The 18,659-nt window shown below is 44.4% G+C and carries 22 protein-coding genes and 1 pseudogene; 13 read left to right on the top strand and 10 right to left on the bottom strand.

Annotated features, from left to right (window positions below):
• The first annotated feature begins 61 nt into the window (after positions 1-61).
• Positions 62-949: a DMT family transporter gene (locus MTBPR1_RS07680; protein ID WP_069186991.1), complete on the top strand. Its 888-nt coding sequence runs from the start codon at positions 62-64 to the stop codon at positions 947-949.
• Here the strand turns inward: MTBPR1_RS07680 and MTBPR1_RS07675 are convergent.
• Entirely contained in the window at positions 926-2,617 is a 1,692-nt protein-coding gene (locus tag MTBPR1_RS07675; protein ID WP_069186990.1) for a glycosyltransferase, read from the bottom strand. The two genes, MTBPR1_RS07680 and MTBPR1_RS07675, sit on opposite strands and share 24 nt — an antisense overlap.
• Before the next feature lie 62 nt (positions 2,618-2,679).
• Here MTBPR1_RS07675 and MTBPR1_RS07670 point away from each other — a divergent pair, with 62 nt between their 5' ends.
• The 8 genes from MTBPR1_RS07670 (at position 2,680) to MTBPR1_RS07635 (ending at position 8,159) form a co-directional block, all read left to right on the top strand.
• Positions 2,680-3,450 carry a (Fe-S)-binding protein gene (locus MTBPR1_RS07670; protein ID WP_069186989.1) on the top strand — a complete coding sequence of 257 codons (771 nt, stop codon included), beginning with the start codon at positions 2,680-2,682 and terminating at the stop codon, positions 3,448-3,450.
• A 68-nt stretch (positions 3,451-3,518) separates the two neighbouring features.
• Entirely contained in the window at positions 3,519-3,749 is a 231-nt protein-coding gene (vapB, locus tag MTBPR1_RS07665) for a type II toxin-antitoxin system VapB family antitoxin (protein ID WP_069186988.1), read from the top strand.
• Complete coding sequence (gene vapC, locus MTBPR1_RS07660; protein ID WP_069186987.1) at positions 3,750-4,151, top strand: type II toxin-antitoxin system tRNA(fMet)-specific endonuclease VapC; 402 nt, start codon at positions 3,750-3,752, stop codon at positions 4,149-4,151.
• Entirely contained in the window at positions 4,152-5,573 is a 1,422-nt protein-coding gene (locus tag MTBPR1_RS07655) for a LutB/LldF family L-lactate oxidation iron-sulfur protein (protein ID WP_069186986.1), read from the top strand.
• Complete coding sequence (locus tag MTBPR1_RS07650) at positions 5,573-6,259, top strand: LutC/YkgG family protein (protein WP_069186985.1); 687 nt, start codon at positions 5,573-5,575, stop codon at positions 6,257-6,259. The genes MTBPR1_RS07655 and MTBPR1_RS07650 overlap by 1 nt, the downstream gene beginning before the upstream one ends.
• Entirely contained in the window at positions 6,243-6,827 is a 585-nt protein-coding gene (locus MTBPR1_RS07645) for a Smr/MutS family protein (protein WP_069186984.1), read from the top strand. The genes MTBPR1_RS07650 and MTBPR1_RS07645 overlap by 17 nt, the downstream gene beginning before the upstream one ends.
• A gap of 25 nt (positions 6,828-6,852) precedes the next feature.
• The gene (locus MTBPR1_RS07640) at positions 6,853-7,215 is read left to right on the top strand and encodes a helix-turn-helix domain-containing protein (protein WP_069186983.1); all 363 of its coding nucleotides are present in this window, start codon (positions 6,853-6,855) and stop codon (positions 7,213-7,215) included.
• A 5-nt stretch (positions 7,216-7,220) separates the two neighbouring features.
• A complete protein-coding gene (locus tag MTBPR1_RS07635; protein ID WP_069186982.1) occupies positions 7,221-8,159 on the top strand; it encodes a hypothetical protein in 939 nt (312 codons plus the stop codon).
• A 3-nt stretch (positions 8,160-8,162) separates the two neighbouring features.
• Here MTBPR1_RS07635 and MTBPR1_RS07630 read toward each other — a convergent pair whose 3' ends face one another.
• Positions 8,163-8,582, bottom strand: a complete 420-nt coding sequence (locus MTBPR1_RS07630; RefSeq protein ID WP_069186981.1) for a group III truncated hemoglobin — start codon at positions 8,580-8,582, stop codon at positions 8,163-8,165.
• A gap of 73 nt (positions 8,583-8,655) precedes the next feature.
• On the opposite strand from MTBPR1_RS07630, the gene MTBPR1_RS07625 reads away from it, so the two are divergent.
• A complete protein-coding gene (locus MTBPR1_RS07625; protein ID WP_069186980.1) occupies positions 8,656-9,252 on the top strand; it encodes an exonuclease domain-containing protein in 597 nt (198 codons plus the stop codon).
• Between the two features lie 31 nt (positions 9,253-9,283).
• Here the strand turns inward: MTBPR1_RS07625 and hslU are convergent, their stop codons facing one another.
• Together hslU and hslV are read right to left on the bottom strand one after the other, a co-directional pair.
• A complete protein-coding gene (hslU, locus tag MTBPR1_RS07620; RefSeq protein WP_069186979.1) occupies positions 9,284-10,594 on the bottom strand; it encodes an ATP-dependent protease ATPase subunit HslU in 1,311 nt (436 codons plus the stop codon).
• Between the two features lie 4 nt (positions 10,595-10,598).
• Positions 10,599-11,150 (bottom strand): ATP-dependent protease subunit HslV, encoded by a 552-nt coding sequence (gene hslV, locus MTBPR1_RS07615; protein ID WP_069186978.1) that lies wholly within the window; start codon positions 11,148-11,150, stop codon positions 10,599-10,601.
• A 234-nt stretch (positions 11,151-11,384) separates the two neighbouring features.
• Between hslV and MTBPR1_RS07610 the strand changes: the two genes are divergently transcribed.
• Together MTBPR1_RS07610 and MTBPR1_RS07605 are read left to right on the top strand one after the other, a co-directional pair.
• The gene (locus tag MTBPR1_RS07610) at positions 11,385-12,131 is read left to right on the top strand and encodes a hypothetical protein (protein WP_069186977.1); all 747 of its coding nucleotides are present in this window, start codon (positions 11,385-11,387) and stop codon (positions 12,129-12,131) included.
• 405 nt (positions 12,132-12,536) lie between these two features.
• Positions 12,537-12,725, top strand: coding sequence for a hypothetical protein (locus MTBPR1_RS07605; RefSeq protein WP_069186976.1), 189 nt, complete (start codon positions 12,537-12,539; stop codon positions 12,723-12,725).
• On the opposite strand, the pseudogene MTBPR1_RS18450 reads toward MTBPR1_RS07605, so the two are convergent.
• Positions 12,713-13,266, bottom strand: a pseudogene (locus MTBPR1_RS18450) (IS630 family transposase). The gene MTBPR1_RS07605 and the pseudogene MTBPR1_RS18450 sit on opposite strands and share 13 nt — an antisense overlap.
• A complete protein-coding gene (locus MTBPR1_RS18445; protein WP_069186975.1) occupies positions 13,224-13,772 on the bottom strand; it encodes a helix-turn-helix domain-containing protein in 549 nt (182 codons plus the stop codon). Before MTBPR1_RS18445 ends, MTBPR1_RS18450 begins: the two are co-directional and overlap by 43 nt.
• Positions 13,773-13,801: 29 nt before the next feature.
• Here MTBPR1_RS18445 and MTBPR1_RS07590 point away from each other — a divergent pair, with 29 nt between their 5' ends.
• On the top strand, positions 13,802-14,200 hold the full coding sequence (locus MTBPR1_RS07590; RefSeq protein ID WP_338031279.1) for an IS30 family transposase: 399 nt from the start codon (positions 13,802-13,804) through the stop codon (positions 14,198-14,200).
• Positions 14,201-14,498: 298 nt separating this feature from the next.
• Here MTBPR1_RS07590 and MTBPR1_RS07585 read toward each other — a convergent pair whose 3' ends face one another.
• Genes MTBPR1_RS07585 through MTBPR1_RS07570 form a run of 4 tightly spaced genes read right to left on the bottom strand, consistent with a single transcriptional unit; the run spans position 14,499 to position 18,651 of the window.
• Positions 14,499-15,665 (bottom strand): SGNH/GDSL hydrolase family protein, encoded by a 1,167-nt coding sequence (locus MTBPR1_RS07585; RefSeq protein WP_069186973.1) that lies wholly within the window; start codon positions 15,663-15,665, stop codon positions 14,499-14,501.
• A 16-nt stretch (positions 15,666-15,681) separates the two neighbouring features.
• A complete protein-coding gene (locus tag MTBPR1_RS07580; RefSeq protein WP_083222967.1) occupies positions 15,682-16,446 on the bottom strand; it encodes a class I SAM-dependent methyltransferase in 765 nt (254 codons plus the stop codon).
• A gap of 21 nt (positions 16,447-16,467) precedes the next feature.
• Positions 16,468-17,508, bottom strand: a complete 1,041-nt coding sequence (locus MTBPR1_RS07575) for a glycoside hydrolase family protein (protein WP_069186971.1) — start codon at positions 17,506-17,508, stop codon at positions 16,468-16,470.
• A gap of 15 nt (positions 17,509-17,523) precedes the next feature.
• Positions 17,524-18,651, bottom strand: coding sequence for a hypothetical protein (locus MTBPR1_RS07570; protein WP_069186970.1), 1,128 nt, complete (start codon positions 18,649-18,651; stop codon positions 17,524-17,526).
• Positions 18,652-18,659 lie beyond the last annotated feature (8 nt).

Raw genomic sequence — 18,659 nt, 5'->3', positions numbered from 1 at the left:
CCTGTTGGTCCATTTACGCCACATGTAGGGTTCCCTAACAGTTTTAAGGATCGCCTAACTGATGAGCCGCCTGCGCGCCAATATGCTGCTTTTAATCACTGCCGTTATTTGGGGTAGTGCTTTTGTGGCCCAACAGACCTCTATGGAGGCCATTGGCCCGTATTATTTTACAGCGATTCGTTTTCTTTTAGGGGCGCTTGTGGTGCTGCCCTTGGGGTTGCGCGAATTTTCCAAGCGCAAACATTCAGATGAGCTGTCTTTGTCAAAGCGTGATTGGATCGGCATGGTCTTATGCGGGGTCTTTCTCTTTATCGCATCCATTACCCAACAGGTGGGTATCGCACAAACCTCGGTGACCAATGCAGGGTTTTTAACCGGGCTTTATGTGCCGCTTGTGCCTTTTATGTTATTGGTGTTTTGGCGCAAACTGCCCCATTGGTCCATCTGGCCGTCTGCTTTTGGCTGTCTGGTTGGGACTTATTATCTTTCAGGGGGGAATTTCAGCAGTTTTAATAGCGGCGATTTCTGGATGATGATTTCCGCCATTTTCTGGGCTTTACAAATCATCACCGTAGGCTTTGTCGTGCGCGCCTCAAACGCCCCTTTGATGTTGGCAACCGTGCAGTTTTTCTGTTGTTCCGTCTTTGCAATGACCGGTGCATTGGGGCTTGAAACCTTTAGTTTGCAAGATGTTATGGCCGCAGGATTTGAAATCTTCTATGCCGGTGCGCTTTCCATTGGGGTGGCTTTTACTTTGCAAGCTGTCGCCCAGCGTTATACAGGTCAAGCCGATGCAGCTATTATCATGAGTGGGGAAGTCTTGTTTGCGGCCCTTGCTGGGGCTCTGATCTTGGGTGAGCGTCTCACCATGGAAGGCTATATGGGCGCACTCATTATGTTTATGAGTATTTTATCGGTTGAAGTCTTACCGCTTCTTCGAAAAAAATAGGCCTGATTTCTTTTTAAAGGCCACGCTCTCACCATTAAGCCAGCGTTGGCCCAGATACATGGTGCGCAACGGGTGCATAGGGTCTTTTGGGTTTAAGACATAATCCACTGTGGCTTTCTCTGTAGAAATGCCTGTGCCAAAACGGGCTAAAAACCGCCAAACCAGACGATCAGCAGACATGGCTTCTTTATCATCTGGCAAGGGCTTGGTCCATAACGGCAGGGCGAGCAAGCAGGACGCAGCATGGATCATCAGGCAGTTGGGATCAACAAAGCCATTGAATTTATGGGTATAAAAGCCCTTATTAGGACCAACGGATTCCCAACGATCCACACAAACGGGTGTTTCCCCATCAGGATGGATAAATTGGCGCAGGCTATAGGCATAATTTTTTGTACCAATGGCCTTTTTTAGGCGCGAGAGGTGATCTTTATGCCATTGATTGTCATCATCAAGATAAGCCACATGGGGGCTTTGGGCCAGAAAGCTTAAGATGGTGCGCAAGGCCCCGCCATCAAAGGCCGGATGCACCCCGCCATGGCGTTTTGAAGTGGAATAGCCCGGATTAAAAATGATGATTTGAATGTGATCGGGGCAGTCTTTTTCAATCTGTGCCACCCAGTCCTGCACCTCATCGTTTGTCTGATCAATCCCGATAAGAACTTGTAAAGCCCCTTTAATATCTTGGCAAAAGACAGAGCGCAAAGTGGGCAAAAGGCTTTGGCGCAACAGCGTTGGGATGACAATACTGACTTCAAAGGGGCCTGTGACACTGCCTATAACATGTAGGCTGCCTGTTTTTTTCTGTTTTGAAGGTTTATTGAGGGCTTTTGGGGCTGGGCGCGCTATCCAACCTTTGCACCGTTTAAGCCCTGTTTTGAGTTCATGGTCTTTTACATATTGCCAGCGGCTATCTGCATTTAAATCCTCCCCATTTAAACAATAAGACACCGTTGGCTTTAAGGTGTCGCCGGCATTTGGGTGGTGTTTATGAAGATGATCAAAGACACAGCGGTCTTCACCATGTTCTTGATTATTGATGATAAATCGCGGGTCTGTATGGGACCAAAGGGCAAGGCTTGGATAGGCTTGAAGCTTATCAATGAGGTAACAGTTGGTATCGACAAAACCGCCAAAATTAGTTTTAAAAACGCCGTTTTCAGGGCCAACCGACTCCCAAATATCTTCATGAATGGGGCTGGTGCCGTCTTCTGTGACAAACCAGCGACGGCTAAAAGCCCAGGCTTTATCTTTGATGACAGATAACAAGCTGGAAAGATGATCAGGGCTATACCAGTTATCATCATCGAGATAAGCCACATAGCGGGCGTTGGCAAGAAAGCTCAACAGGCTGCGCAAACTCCCCCCACCCCATGGGCGCCACATGCCGCCACGGGCTTGCTTGGTGGAATAACCCGGCCAGAAAAGGGTGACAGCGATATGGGCGGGGCGCTCCTTTTCAAGGAGTTTTTCAAACTGCTCAAGGCTGCCTTGGGGCGCATCTATGCCAATGAGAATTTGGATCGTGCCTTCAAGGTCTTGCTGGAAGATGGAGCGCACAGCATGGGCGAGCTGGTCGCGCAACAGGCTTGGAATAACAACCGCCACATCAAACGGGCGCTGGATATCCAGATCAGGATCGGCATATGTGCATAAAATAGGTTCCATATGAGGTGATTATGGGGACTATTGGGCTTGTCATCCAGCATTAAAAAAGCCATCCTAAGAAGATGGAAGAAAAAGCAAAAAATGTCGGTTTATTTGTAACATGTCTGGTTGATCTCTTTCGCCCGAGTGTCGCATTTGCCGCTGTAAAACTCATGAGTGAGGCGGGCTGTGACATCAGCGTGCCTGAGCGTCAAACCTGTTGTGGGCAACCTGCTTTTAACAGTGGCGATATGGATGACAGCCGCGCCATGGCGCAAATGGTGATCGAAGAGTTTGAAAAGTTTGATTATGTGGTTGCGCCCAGTGGCTCCTGCGCGGCCATGATTGTGAAACATTATCCTGAACTCTTCAGTGATCAGCCCGATTGGCATAAACGCGCACTTGATCTTTCTGCCAAGACCTTTGAGCTTTTAACTTTCCTTAGCGATGTGTTGAAAGTCAAGGAAGTTAAGGCGACTTTGGATCGCACGGTGACCTATCATGATAGCTGTTCGGGCTTGCGCGAACTTGGCATTAAAGACCAGCCGCGTAAACTTTTGCAATCGGTTGAAGGCGTAGAGTTGATTGAGGCCGAACAGGCTGAGCGCTGTTGTGGCTTTGGCGGAACCTTCTGTTTAAAATATTCCGATATTTCTGCGCGCATTAGTGATGATAAATGCGAAGACCTGCTAAAAACTGGGGCCAAGACCGTTTTGGGTGGCGATTTAGGTTGCCTGATGAATATCGCCGGGCGCATGACACGGCGCGGTGAAACCATTGAAGTGCGCCATATCGCGGAAGTTCTTGCTGATATGACAGGTGAGGTCGCGCCGATTTCGCAGAGCAAGGAATAGTATATACAATTGAGATATACAGCGATTTATGCTATGTATATACAAAGAAAATATACAAAGGTGATGTGATGACACAAACCAGCGTTTTTAAAAATAACCAGACACAGGCTGTACGTTTGCCCAAATCAGTGGCCCTGCCGGAAAATGTGAAAAAAGTTGATGTGATCTGCCAAGGCAAAGCGCGCCTGATTGTGCCTTCTGATTGCTTGTGGGACAGTTTTTTTGAAGGGGCTGAGGCAAGTGCTGATTATATGGTTGGGCGCGACCAGCCCGATATGCAGCAGCGTGAGGATTTTTAGATGCTGCGCTATATGTTAGATACAAATATCTGCATTTTTGTCATTAAAAACCGCCCGCAACATATGCGCGCTGTTTTTAATGAACAGGCCCACCATATGTGTGTGTCTTCTATTACCATTGCAGAACTGATGTATGGCGCAGAAAAGTCCCAACAAAAAGAAAAGAATATCCGCGTGGTTGAGGATTTCGCCGCCCGTTTGGATATTGTTGATTTTGATGAAGAAGCCGCAACCCATTATGGTGAAATTCGCAGCACTCTAGAGAAAAAAGGCACGCCTATTGGGCCTTATGATCTCATGCTTGCGGGTCATGCGCGTTCAAAAGGATTGGTCATGGTGACAAATAACATGCGTGAATTTTCCCGTGTTGAGGGATTACGCCTAGAAGATTGGAGCCAATAGATGGAACTCAATGCCCATAATTTTAAGGAAAATGCCAAGAAGGCCCTTGATGATCAGGATTTGCAGAGTTCTTTAAAAAAGCTCGGCACGGGTTTTCCTCTTAAACGTTTGGCTGCTAAAGAACGCTTGCCTGAATTTGAGGAGTTGCGCGATCAGGCGCGCGACATTAAAGACCATACGCTGCGCCATCTTGATTATTATCTGGAGCGTTTTGAAACCCGCGTTGAAGAAACAGGTGGCAAGGTCCATTGGGCACGTGATGTAAAAGACGGGCGCAATATCGTTTATGAGATTTGCAAATCGGTTGGGGCCAAGACGGTCACCAAGGGTAAATCCATGATTGGCGAGGAAATGGCCTTAAATGAGTTCCTTGAAGAAAAAGGCCTTATCCCGGTTGAAACCGATCTGGGGGAATATATCATCCAGCTGCGAGGCGAGCCACCCAGCCATATCATTGCGCCTGCGATACATTTGCGAAAATCACATGTGGAAGAAGCTTTTCGCAAAACCCATACTGAGCTACCTAAAGAGCGCAATCTTGATGCGCCCGAAGACTTGCTAAAAGAAGCGCGCGCCATGTTACGCGAGAAGTTTCTTGCAGCTGATGTGGGGATCACCGGGGCAAACTTTATGGTGGCAGAAACTGGCTCCACGGTGATTGTGACTAATGAGGGTAATGGTGACCTCACCCAGACTTTGCCACGTGTTCATATCGTGTTGTGTTCCATTGAAAAAGTCGTGCCAAACCTTGAAGATTGCACGACGTTGCTTCGGGTTTTGGCACGTTCTGCCACAGGGCAAGAACAATCGGTTTATACAACCTTTTCAACGGGTCCGCGTGGTGAGAATGACCCAGATGGGCCAGATGAATTTCATGTGGTGATTTTAGATAATGGGCGCTCGCGCATGGTGGGCCATGATACCCATGATATGTTGCGTTGTATTCGCTGTTCAGCCTGTATTAATCATTGTCCGGTCTATCAATCGGTTGGCGGTCATGCCTATGGCTCAATCTATCCCGGGCCCATGGGCTCGGTCTTGACCCCTGCCCTTCATGGGCTTGAAAAAGCTTGTGATTTGCCCAATGCCTCGACCATGTGTGGCAAATGTGAAGAAGTATGCCCTGTGCGTATCCCCATCCCGCGTATGTTGCGCTCTTGGCGGCAAAAACAGTGGGAAGATGGACCTGTTCCGTTTAAGCAACGTTTGATGATGAGCTGGTGGGCCTTTTGGGCGTTAAGGCCTAAAGTCTATCATAAAGCCGCAGGGCTCAAGATGCGCCTGATTGGCTGGCTTGGGCGCAAAAACGGTCATTTCAAATCTTTGCCCATGACAAAAGCATGGACGAAATCCAAGGATTTCCCCGCCCCTGAGGGTAAAACCTTCCAGCAACTCTGGTCAGAGCAGGGAGGCAAACGCTAATGGCTGCACGTGATTATATTTTAGGGCGTATTCGCTGGTCTTTAGGGCGCAGTTCCTTTGAGCGCGAAGAAGAAAGCCTGCTTAATGCGCGCATGAGCGAGCCTAAAGCCAATTTGATCCCCAAACGCGCACAACTTGACCATAAGGCGCAAGTCAGCCTGTTTGTAAAAATGGCAAAAGAGGTTAATGCCACGGTTTCGCGCCTGAAATCCGTGGATAATATTCCCCGCGCGGTGGCAAAATATTTAAAAGACCATGAGCTTGAAAATACCGTGCGCTTGGCTGAGCATGAGGCCTTACAAGGTCTTGATTGGTCTAAGCTGGACGCAAGTTTTGGTGTGAGTTATGGGGATGATCTCAGCTCTGTCGTGATGGCCTATGCGGGCGCGGCTGAAACAGGTTCTTTAGCCTTGCTTTCAGGTGCGCAAAATCCAACCACGCTGAATTTCTTGCCAGATAACCATATTGTGGTGATCAGGGCTGAGGATATCGTGGGTGATTATGAGACGGTTTATGCCCGCTTGCGCCGTGAAAGCAAGGAAAAGGATTTCATGCCGCGCACCCTAACCTGGGTGAGTGGCCCCTCACGTACAGCAGATATTGAACAGACGTTGTTGTTAGGTGCCCATGGGCCGCGCAATTTGCATATTTTAGTGGTGGATGAGGACCATGGCGAAGAAGGCTAAATATGTAGAAGCCCCTGAAAAAAGAAAAAGGGGCCTAAGCGTGGGCGAAACCCAGCTGTGGAAAAAGGTCACAGATGAGGTAAACCCCCTTCCCGGGCGCTTTGTGGATTTAGAAGGCGCAGACCCCATGCCTGAACCTGTGGCAACCCGCCCCTATCCAGATCACGCGGTGCCCCTGCCCACTCATCGCAGTGATGATTCGCATAAATCTTTTGACCCGCTTGTCCATGGCAAGGCCGCAGGTGTGGATAAACGCACTATGGAAAAGCTGCGACGTGGTAAAATGCCCATGGAAGGGCGCCTTGATTTACATGGCTTTACACAAGATCAGGCCCATAGTTCGCTCATGCGTTTTATTGATCAGGCCTATGCGCAAGGCAAACGATGTGTCTCTGTCATTACCGGGAAAGGTACCCAGCTTAATGGGAAGGTCGGGGTCTTGCGCGAAAGGGTGCCCCATTGGTTAAACCAGCCCGGTTTGCGCTCAAAAATCATTGCATTTACCTATGCGCCCAAAAATGAAGGTGGCGAAGGCGCGCTATATATATTATTAAAAAGATGGCGTTAACTAAATTAACTATAATCAGGCTAAAATGACCCCCTTTGGTGAAAAAGTCCGTGAGCTGAGAAAAAAGCGCGGCATTACGATGAAAGAAATGGCAAAAGACCTCGAAGTGTCTTCTGCTTATTTGTCTGCGCTAGAACATGGCAAACGCGGCAAGCCCGGACCGGGCTTTGTGATGCAGGTGGCGGGCTATTTCAACCTGATCTGGGATGATGCAGAAGAACTTAAAGAGCTCGCAGGCCTATCCCATCCACGCATTGTGGTGGATACGGTTGATCGTTCTGCAAAAGCAACGTTATTGGCAAACCTGCTTTCACGGCGCATTAATCGCCTTGATGAAGAGACTATCCAAGATTTAATTACACGTATTGAAGAAACCATACCAGGGTGACGAAAATGGCTAAAAACCTAATAAAAACCGCACTTTTTTCCACAGTTTTTGGCCTCTGTATCGCCCAATCTGATGCTCAAGAGCCACGATATTCCACATGGTCTGACCCAAGTAAACCGCAAGCCAGCCACTCTGTTGAACTTGATAAAATGATCAAGGAACTTCAGGGCCTTGTTAGTGAGGCCGAACGCGCACGTGCAGCAGACCCGAAATTTTTAAGTGATTTAAAAAGTTTAGCCGCGCGTTATGGCGGGGTGACAGAGAAGTTGCTGTTTAAAGATGATTTCAGCGACGGTAATTTCACCCAAAACCCCACATGGGCAGTAAGCAGTGGTAAATACTGGATTGAAAAAGGCTATGGTTTGCGCTCGGTTGTTGAAAAAGGTGCCCAAAGCCAGAACAGCTCAAGCTCACAGCAGCAGAAAATCTCTAAAGAAGAGCTCATCATCGGGGTGCTGGGGGCTGTGTTAGGCGGTAAAGTCCAGCAACAACCCCAACAGCAACAAGCGGTCACCCCTAAAGAAACACCGGCGTCTGTGATTTCACTGTCCAAGCCGATCAATAATGCCTTTCGTTTTGAAATAAACCTTTCAAGCTGGCAAAATTCTGGTCATTTGGAATTTGGCCCGTATCAAGGGACAAATCAAAAAACCGGCTATCGCCTAGTTTATCAATCAGGTAGCTCCCCTGCTCTACAACTGGTGCGCCATTATTCCAGCAGCTCAACCGTTGTGGGCAGTTATAAGAGCGTGAAACTGGAAGATCAGAAAAACCACAAACTGGTTTGGACGCGCAGTAAGGCTGGGCGCATGGCGGTTTCTCTGGATGATAAGCTGTTGATGGATATGACAGATCAGGGTTTCCGCGATGATTTTAGCGGTCTTGTTTTATCAAACAAATCCGGTGATTTTACCATCAAGTCGATCAGCGCGTTTGGGTCTTAACGCCTATTGAACAGGTGTTTGGCGTTTTTTGGCACGCTGCATCTGGAAATGATCATATTGTTGATGCAGGTTGCGCATCAATTCTTGCGCTTTGATGGTGATCTCAATGGATTGAGATGTGGCAAAATGTTGCTCAACCGCGCGCATAAAGATTTCCATCCAGCGTCTGAAATGGTCCATTTCCAGTTTTGGCAAGGCGGCATGTTTGATCATAAAGCCACCGCCATATTCCTTACTGTTGAGTAAAACAGAGGTCCAGAATTTGACCACACGTTCCATATGCGGGGCCCAGTCTTCCTCAGTTGTGCCGATCTTTTTGGTGAAAATCGGGCCGATCATCTCGTCTTTTTGCACATCATCGTAAAAAGCGGTGAGCATGACACGCAATGTGTCTTTGTTGATTTCACTAAATTTTTCAGTCATAGAAGATCATTCTTGTAAGAGGAAATTTGGCTTCTTCTAGCATTTCGCCCCTTTAAGTCATAGAAAGTTTTTTGTGTTGTTAGATATTTCACCTGAGTGTCGCACCCTGATTATTCTTGATATTGAATATACTGCTTGGGAAGGCTCACAAGCGCGCGGCTGGTCTGAGCCTTGGGAAGAGCGTGAAACTGTGCAAATGGCGATGTTGGCGCTGGATGCAAAGACGTTGGCGCCGCAAAACCATTTTTCCTGCCTGATTAAGCCGACGATTAATCCCATATTGAGTGATTATTTTATGAAACTAACGGGGATTACACAGGAAAACCTTGATCGCCATGGGCTCAGCCTTGCTCAAGCCTTTGAGCAATCCCAAGACTTTATCAATTCATTTGATCAGCCTGTACAGGTGATTTGTAATGGGCTCGATAGTGTGTTTTTGGCAAATAATGGGGAGCTTGTGGGGGTAACATGCCCAGATTGCCTGAAAGGCGGGCAGAATATCTTTGCGTTCTTACAGGAAAATATCCCAACTTACCGCGCAGGTCATTGCAGTGGCGATCTGGCCCGTTTAGTGGGGCACCCCATTGAAGGCCATATGCATAATGCCCTTTTTGATGTGCATTCCATCGCTGTTGCGTTGCGCTATATAAAAGAAAAACAAGCTGCCTGAGGTTTTTATGGTCTCAGGCAGCTTGTTTTGATTACAAAATGAACTTGGAAAGATCAGCGTTTTTCGCCAGTTCGCCAACATTTTCCTGAACCATTTCTTTGGTGATGGTCAGTGTTTCGCCGCCGCGGTCTGTGGCAGTAAAGCTGATTTCATCAAGCAGGCGCTCTAACACCGTATGAAGGCGGCGCGCACCGATATTTTCAACATTCTGGTTGATCTCAGCAGCTAGATTAGCGATTTCTTCAATGGCATCCTCTTCAAAGTTCAGCGTGACATCTTCGGTACCGATCAAGGCGATATATTGTTTGATCAGGCTAGACTCAGGCTCTGTCAGGATGCGTTTGAAATCTTCACGCGTGAGGGCTGAAAGCTCCACACGGTTGGGCAAACGGCCTTGAAGTTCGGGCAGCAAATCACTTGGTTTTGCCACATGGAAGGCACCAGAGGCGATAAACAGGATATGATCTGTTTTAATGGTGCCATGCTTGGTGGTTACCGTTGTACCTTCCAACATGGGCAGCAGGTCACGTTGCACGCCTTCGCGCGAGACATCACCGCCGGCTTTTTCACCGCGTGCAGTGATTTTATCAATCTCATCAATAAAGACGATACCGTTATTTTCAACGCTATAAAGGGCTTCAGAAACCACTTTGTCGTTATCGAGCAGTTTGTCGGCTTCTTCATCAAGTAACAGTGCATAGCTTTCAGAAACTTTGACTTTGCGCTTTTTCTTGCGCCCACCAAAAGCATCGCCAAACATATCGCCTAAATTCATCATACCCATTTGCGCACCGGGCATACCGGGGATATCCATGGTTGGCATGGACAGGCTTGAATTATCGGCTAAATCAAGCTCAATCTCGCGATCATCAAGCTTGCCTTCGCGCAACATGGCACGAAATTTCTGACGGGTATCACTTGAGGCGCTATCGCCAACCAATGCATCAAGCACGCGCTCTTCTGCGGAGACTTCAGCCTTGGCTTTAACGTCTTTTTTCATACGCTCTGAAACGATATGGATGGCGGATTCTACCAAATCGCGGATCATTTGTTCCACATCGCGCCCGACATAGCCCACTTCGGTAAATTTCGTGGCTTCAACCTTGATAAAAGGCGCTTGGGCCAGTTTGGCAAGGCGACGCGCAATTTCAGTTTTCCCCACACCGGTTGGGCCGATCATGAGGATGTTTTTGGGCAGAACCTCATCGCGCATGGGGTTTTCCAACTGTTGGCGACGCCAGCGTGAACGCAGCGCAATCGCGACAGAGCGTTTGGCATTATCTTGGCCAATAATAAAACGATCCAGTTCCGAAACAATTTCACGTGGGCTAAAATTTGTCATGGTCTTACAGAGTCTCTACAGTCAGATTATTGTTGGTATAAACACAGATATCAGCGGCAATGCCCATGGCCTTGCGCGCCATTTCTTCAACGTTCAGGTCGTCACGATCCACAAGGGCGCGGGCAGCAGACAGGGCATAATTGCCACCAGAACCAATGGCAATGACGCCATCTTCAGGCTCTAAAACATCCCCTGTGCCTGTGAGTACAAGCGAGACGTCTTTATCCACAACCGCCATCATGGCTTCAAGCTTGCGCAGGTAACGGTCCGTGCGCCAGTCTTTTGCCATTTCCACACATGCACGTGTGAGCTGGTTTGGATATTGCTCAAGCTTGCCCTCAAGGCGCTCAAAAAGCGTAAAAGCATCCGCTGTTGCCCCGGCAAAACCGACGATTACTTTACCGCCAGCGAGCTTGCGCACTTTGCGCGCATTCCCCTTAATGACCGTATCACCAAGGCTCACCTGCCCATCACCAGCAATGACCACATCATCACCTTTGCGAATAGAAAGAATGGTTGTGCCACGCCAACCGGGGAATTTACGATCTTCAGACATGAACTTAGGTCCTAAAATTTGAAATGCTTGATGCGGATTTGGGCTACAATTGGGGTGTTTGTCAAGTCAGGAAAACAAATAGAAACGATATTTACTATGAGCGTTGGGAAATGCTAAGTTGTTTTTGATTAAAAATTCTATGATTGTCTCCTCAATATGCTCAGAAAGTCTCTTGCTTTTTTCTGTATAGTCCTGTCATTGCCGTTGTTTTATTGGACAGTGCAGGAACCAGACGTGAGGCCGCATGTTAGATTTGCAGCTCCACAAGGTGAAACCCATAAGAATGGTCTGGTCCGCTTGTCTTATTCAGATATGGAAGAAAGGCTTGAGGGGCTGAGCAAGCAAAACACAGAACAATATTTACGTGATGTTGTCGAAATTTTTGCTGCCCGCTTGGTACATTATTGGCCGGAGGACGGACAGTTTGATCAAGACATTGTGTCAAATGTTAGAGAAAATTGGGTTTTGACGTTTTTGTCTTATTCAGAAAAAACATTGGTTGAGGCGGGGATATTAGACAAATATCGTTTTTCACGCATTGAAAGGCAAAACTGGCAGGATATTACAAAAAAAGGTGTTGGCCTTTGTAGCCAAGTTTCCCTTGCCGCTGCAGACTTTCTTGTTGAGCAAGGGTTTAAGGTAAACATGATCGGATTGGATGGTCATGTAGTTGCGATGGTCAGTGAGGGTGCAGAACAATATTTACTTGATGTAGATATGAATGTGTTACTGCCATTTGGATTAGATTATGCAGAAAATAACCCTGATGGTGTAATAGAAGCATATACACTGGTTGGTCATTCAAAAGAATATTCGAAAAAGATTGCAACAATATACAGTCCAGAAGGAAATTTTTTATCCTCTGCGGATAGTTATTACCCGACAGTAAGTATTTTATTTACATTTTTAAATATTTCAGTATGGTTTTTTCCCTTATCAATATTAATATTTGGTTTTATAGTTTTATACTATAGAAAATAAGATAAGTATGAGTGGAGCCATCTGTATTGTGAATTTAGCGACTTTTGACAATGGCGGAGAGTTTTCTCGGTTCAAAACTATGCTGGATTCACATCTCAAGTGCAATTATGAATATTTATAAGAAATGGCTCAGCAGGTGTCATGAAGCGAGGCAGGTAGTGTCCGATATTCCGTGTAAGTGACCGTTGGGTTCACTTTTCCATCATCAATATATTGATGATGGAAAACGGTCTTCGAAGAGGACAGCAAACTAGTTGAGTGCCTTCTTCCAAGTCCGAGTAGGTAGGGTCCACTTTTTCGAAGTATTTTTCAATGCTAATGGTTGCACTTCGCTCCTGAATCCACCTTCTGCCAAGCAAAAAGAGCAAAAAACGAGGCCGTCGTGCCCGGCGTAAAACCAGATCAATGATTGCAGATCGCTCTTCCATCCATGACCGCCCTGATGAGATTGACAGCAGGGAACAAGCCGGGCATTGGGAGGGCGATTTGATGATCTGCAAACGCACTCGCCCGGTTCTGGTGCTCACTGAACGCAAAAGCCGTTATGTCATTGTCAGCAAACTCATACCAAAGCGCGACTGCTATGACCGATAGAGCCATTCCCGGTTCCCAATGGACATAATTCTCCACGGTTGCTCACTCAAACGGTTCCAAGCATCACAGCAAATATTCACAATGTCCTCATAGGATTTGAATATGCGATTTGAAAGCCAGTTTTGTCGCATGAACTGCCAAATGTTTTCCACAGGGTTAAGCTCTGGTGATTTGGGCGGCAAAGGCACAATCGTAATGTTATCAGGCATTTCAATTTGCTTGATGTATGCCATGCTGCTTGATCCATGATGATAATGGCATGGGCATTTTCATCCACTGCCAAAGAGATTTCTTCAAGATGGACTTCCATGGCAAAAGTATTGCACTTGGGCATAATAATCCCTGCGGCTTTACCGTGTTCGGGGCAAATCGCTCCAAAGATATAGGCTGAACGGGTTCGTAAATCCTGTAATGCTTCGGGCCGTGTCCCTCGTTTGGCCCAACGTCGTGTAATCTTGTTTTTTTGGCCGATGCGAGCTTCGTCCTGAAACCAGACTTCTATGGTTTTTCCTTGAGCTTTTTGCTCTTTGATTTCTGCCATTCTGGTTGTGAAGTTTTTTTGAAACCCTCCATGGCTTCAACATTACGGGTGCGATGACACGGGCGAGCCGAAAGTTTACGATAGCCCATTTTACGCAGTTCTCTCCCCAACACAGTTGTTGATATCGAAATACGAAACTCTTCCCAAATCCATTGAGTTAAGTCGCATAATCGCCAACGTGTAACATTGTGAATAGCAGGGATTGGTCCTTGGTCCACAATATCTTTTAAAGCTTTGCGATGTTCATCATTTAACAAAGAGGGAACACCGCCGCCATGTTTATTGATAAGACCAGCTGGGCCTTCCTCGTTAAAACGAATGACCCAATCCCGAATAATTTGAACTGTCACACCACCAAGATTAGCGGCATCTGTGCGAGAAGAGCCATCATAAATAGACGCTAAACACAACAATCGGCGGGCTTGATCGGCATTTTTACTTTGTTTGGCTAACTGGCGTAAATCATCGGCATTAAAATCAGATCGCAAGGGAAGTGGGGGACGCATAGAAAACTCCTGTTCGTTTTCTATGTTGAATCATAAATCAACCCTTTTGGGAATCCCTTAATGAGTCACAACGAGTACATTTTGGTATCAATGGCAAAACGGTGGCTGAAACAGCTCAAATGATTATTGAGGTGTTCAAGCGATTATCGCCACATATCCGTAAATCCATCACTCTTGATAATGGAGGAGAATTCGCTAAGCACAGCCTGATCAAGAAGGCGTGCAAGGTCTCCACATGGTTCTGCGACGCCTATGCCTCATGGCAAAAGGGAGCCGTGGAAAATACCAATTGCCGGTTGCGACGGGATTTACCGAGAGATTTTGATATTGATAAACTGAGCGAGGACGAGCTACAAGATATCGTCCTCAGCCACAATCTGACGCCCAGAAAATGCCTCGGCTTTAAAACGCCGTTCAAGCCCTGCTGAAAGAGTTAGGAAAAGATGTCAAATTGTCATTTAATCAAACCGTTGCACTTCGCTCCTGAATCCACCCAGGACTATGTTGTTTGGCATATACTGCATATTGGTCATGGTCGGTATCCTTAAAAATGTTTTTGCAATACTTCATTTTAGAGGGTTGTTAGCTGATCATGACCACCTGTTTTACCCGTTCTACTCTACGGGTTTCACGGATAAAACAGGTGGTTAAGTGTTCCTTCCGTATATGCTATGGAACAGAGTTCGCCCATTTTGCTGAAATCGAAGAAAAACTCGGCATTGACACCTACTTTTGTGATAAGGGTCTATAATTAAATAGTCCCATTTTTATTAAAGAAGCTGAAATTATTTTTGAGGTGTAAGTACTACCGAATGTATTGAGGTGTACAGAATCATAAATATATTTACTTTCTTTAGGAATTAATTTATCTAAATCAATATAATAAATATTATTTTTTTGGGCTACTTTAATGGTAATATGATTTATTTTTTTGTATAATTCTATAAAATCTGAATAGTTTATGTTTAATTTGTTTTCAATACGAGTTTTCATCTTTTTCATAAGTAGAGAAGTTGGTTTTTCTTTAAATCTATTAAATTGTGTCATTAATATGGGTTGTATTCCTGACAATTTCGAAATATGAATAAATATCTCTAAATTTCTTTTATAATCTATTAAAATTTTTTCTTTGTTTATATTTATTTTATTACGTGACTTATAAAATTCATCTATTTGTTTGTTTGAGTGTTTAAAACGATGAATAATTTTTTTGATTTCAGTATAAAAATTGGGTATTAAGTAGTCTTTTATTGATTTTAATAGTAGATAACTAATCTTTGGTTCCTCTAAAGTAATTAAAGGTGATCTATTTGAGTTGTTGTTCCAATAACTTCCTTCATGTATCAGTGTCGATAATTCATTTATATTATGCATTAAAACTATTATGTCTGGCTGCATTGGTATAATTTTATTAATAAGAATATCAATTGAATGCAGGCTATTATTTCCTGAAACACCACTATTAAATGAATTTATTTTAAGTTTGAATTCTTCTTCTAAATTTTTCCCAACCAAATAGGGGAATCTTTTAAACTCATCTACATATAGACATTCAGTCGTTGATCCACCAATAAAAACAATAGTTTTGTCTGCTTCATCATGGACTTTTGAAGGTTTAATGAAGCCATTATTATCAACATTAATAATATATGGTTTTCTTACTAAGCTATCGGTAGTTTTCATATATTCTATATCAGGAATAATGGTATTTTGATAATTTATATTTAATTCTTTTAGTCTGATATATCTTTTTTGTCCGTTTTCAATGGTATGATTCTTAGTAATTGATAGGGTCATTTCAATTAATAAAATACAAATAAAAATAAATATTAAAAACAGAGATGATATTGTTTTTTTAGGATTTAATTCAAACCAGTTTTTATCATTATTCATTATTTTAATTTCCTATTCAGGATTCATTTTTAGGTTTCACTACAGCCCAGATTTCTCCCCATTTAACTTCAGATCTATGAATCCGCAAACCACTTTTTGTTATTTCTTCTTTAAATTCTCGAATTGTATGCTCAGTTTCATGTGTTGAATCAAGGCGCCAATCAATATTTAATTCTTTTTTTAATGGAACACGCCAATCACGCTCAAAAATTGGTACACGGATGAGAAATTGTTCGGGGTTATGATAGTTATTGAGGGCTTTTAAAAAAGAGACACGCTCAGAAATATGTTCAAGGACATTAGATAGAATAATAGTTTGATATTGTTGATTCAACGCCATTTGTGTTGCATCGCCTACTATAAAGTCAAGATTATTTTGCTTATAACGCTTTGAAGCAGATTTTACTTTACTCTCAATAATATCAATACCCGTTACTGTTTGTTGTGTTTTTTGAGCAATTGCATGAGATAAAACACCAGAGCCACAGCCAATATCAAGATAGGGCCCATCCATCTTGGTGGCCAAATGGGCAAAGTTATCAATATAGCCAGTTAATCTTTGTTTTGCATGGTTACCGTTGTCGTAAGAAACTGCTAATTGACCACAGATACCATAAAGGGTGTTATCGAGCTTTAGAGCAGTCTTAAGGCCCTCCGTTGAGGGGTTTGCCCTTAAACGCCCATAGAGCAGTGCCTTAATAAGCTTTTCAAAGAGGCTTAAAGGGATAATCTTTAAAATTATACCTAAGAAAGACACTAGTTTTGAGTAGTCTTGAGACATATTGTTTTTCCAAAGAAAATATTAGAAAAAACTGTCAAGCTTGCGCATGACAAATTTTTGTCCACGAATAAGAAATTTTTGTAAATCTATAACTAAACCATATGTATAGAAACCTATTCTTTCAGCATAGCTTGAGCAATAGTTATACTCTTTATCGTCAAAGAGGGCCGGATGGATCGGACCAACTCCAAGTCCTTCTTTTTCCGCCAAAAATTCAATACAAGTGCCTTTATCCCAGATCATGACAGTATCTTCTTGTGGGAAAAGGGGTGAGCTGTAAATAGATGTAAAGTTCTGGAGGTCTGTACTTTTCCATAAGCTGCTAGACCAGCCTTTATTCAGGCTTAGTGCATGAAATGAGAAAATATATTCATCGTTCACTTTGATAACATCATCAGGTGCTAAATATCCATTCCATACATCTCTAGAAAGGGTTTGCTCATAGGTTCCTTCATGAGAGGGGGCTGTTGGTTTAATCCAGCCTTCTACATAAGGGTTGTCTGAGAAGGCGACAGCAATACTTCCCTGATTAAAACGTGTTTTTCCTTCACCACGCGCTTCGTAGATGAGGGCGAATTTATGAGGCTCCGTTTTTAAAAGAATGGGGCTGCTGGTATCTGAGTTCTGCCAACCTTTTTGAGTAGGTTTTAACACCCGAAGATGAACTGGTTTATAGGAAATACCGTCTGTGCTTTTTGCGACACTTGTTGTTAAGTCTGGTATATCTATTTTTTCTTCATAAAGAAGAACAATTTCATCATCTAGTACGAGTGCATAAGGGTCTTCGCATAGGAAATTTCCGATTTTCCCAAGTTTTTTCCATTTGTTATTTTTAAACTCTGCAACACCGCAGAAGACTTGATTATCTCCTTTTGCATTAGCACCTATTTTTCCTGAATAATAGAAAAACTGGCGGCCTTTAAAGTTAATAACATTGCCAATTTCACGGATATTTTCATCCCATTGTCCCGGCGCAACGTAGATTGTGTGGAAAACGTTATAACCATACGCAATGAGAATAAGAGGTGCCGCTACAAGCAGAAGAATAAATTTTTTTAACATTATTTCATTCCTGTTCTAAGGGCGATGGGTTTGCCAGTTTTCAGCTCCCTTAGGTGCATCATTACCCAGTAGTTCAAAAGCTAAGGCCAAACCCCATGTGAACATGGCTGTGCCATGTATATCTGCGACGTTATGGCCTTTAGATGTATATTGGCTATAATAATATTTTTGAGACCCATGGCGTTGGAATGAAAAGCTAGACCCTTCTTTCTTGTTTTTTAAGGCAATTTCTATGGCTTCTTTTGCACGTGTTTTTATTTCATCAGCTCGATAGGGTTTATTAAGACCACGTGAAGCCCGTTGAATAACAAACAGGTTATTTGTAAAACCACAGCCATCTTGTGGTAGAGGTGTTGAGAGGGCAAGATCAATGGCGGCTTTATTTGGGAAAACCTCATCATCTAGCCAACCGAGCCCTGTATAGACTTTCATAGCCCCGTTGATTTTAAGCTGGTTGTCTGTAACGCTTCCTTTGTACCAAGTCCCATCTTCGGGGTGATAGATGCTTTTGAAGAAGTTCAGGATTTCTGGAACCAGTTTGTCATAGAGTTCTGTTTGTTGAAACAGGCTACGGTTTGCAGAGAGCATCATTAGAATATGACTAAGATGACTACCTGCGCCCCAAGGATGGGTCCAATCAAGATCATTGATATATTGTGTTACTTGTTCGGGGGTGGTGACTTCCATTTGTACAGGATAGTTTGGCTTTTCACCAACCATCATTAAGGTGCCAATGGCTTGGCGTGTTTCAGCACGGACATTTAAAATGCGCTGTTTTCTATGTCGTGCAGGTGCCGTGAACAGGTTTGATCGTCCAAGGGCGGCAAAAGCAAAGTCTCGCCAGTTTAGATAGGTGCTTTTTTTTAGCCATGGGTCATAAAAAAAACCGTCTTCGCGCTGGAAACTGCGGATAAAATTAATACAGCCTTTTTTGCGCTCATCACTCCATTTATCCCATTGCCCACATTGCCATGCCGCTTTGACGGCAAAGCATGTCACCATATCGGCTTCTTGGCCCCCAGATGGCGTAATGGAGCCAGTTTTACAATATTTAAAGCGTCCCGGTTCAAGACCTTCGGCCATTTCATCAAGCCAGCTGCCAATATCGTTGGCAATTTCTGCTGCATCAGGGAGGTTTGACACGGTGAGTA

The sequence above is a fragment of the Candidatus Terasakiella magnetica genome (assembly GCF_900093605.1).
GTDB classification, from domain to species: Bacteria; Pseudomonadota; Alphaproteobacteria; order Rhodospirillales; family Terasakiellaceae; genus Terasakiella; species Terasakiella magnetica.
The sequence above is the reverse complement of the archived record's forward strand: the minus strand, read 5'-3'. Positions and strand labels throughout refer to the sequence as shown.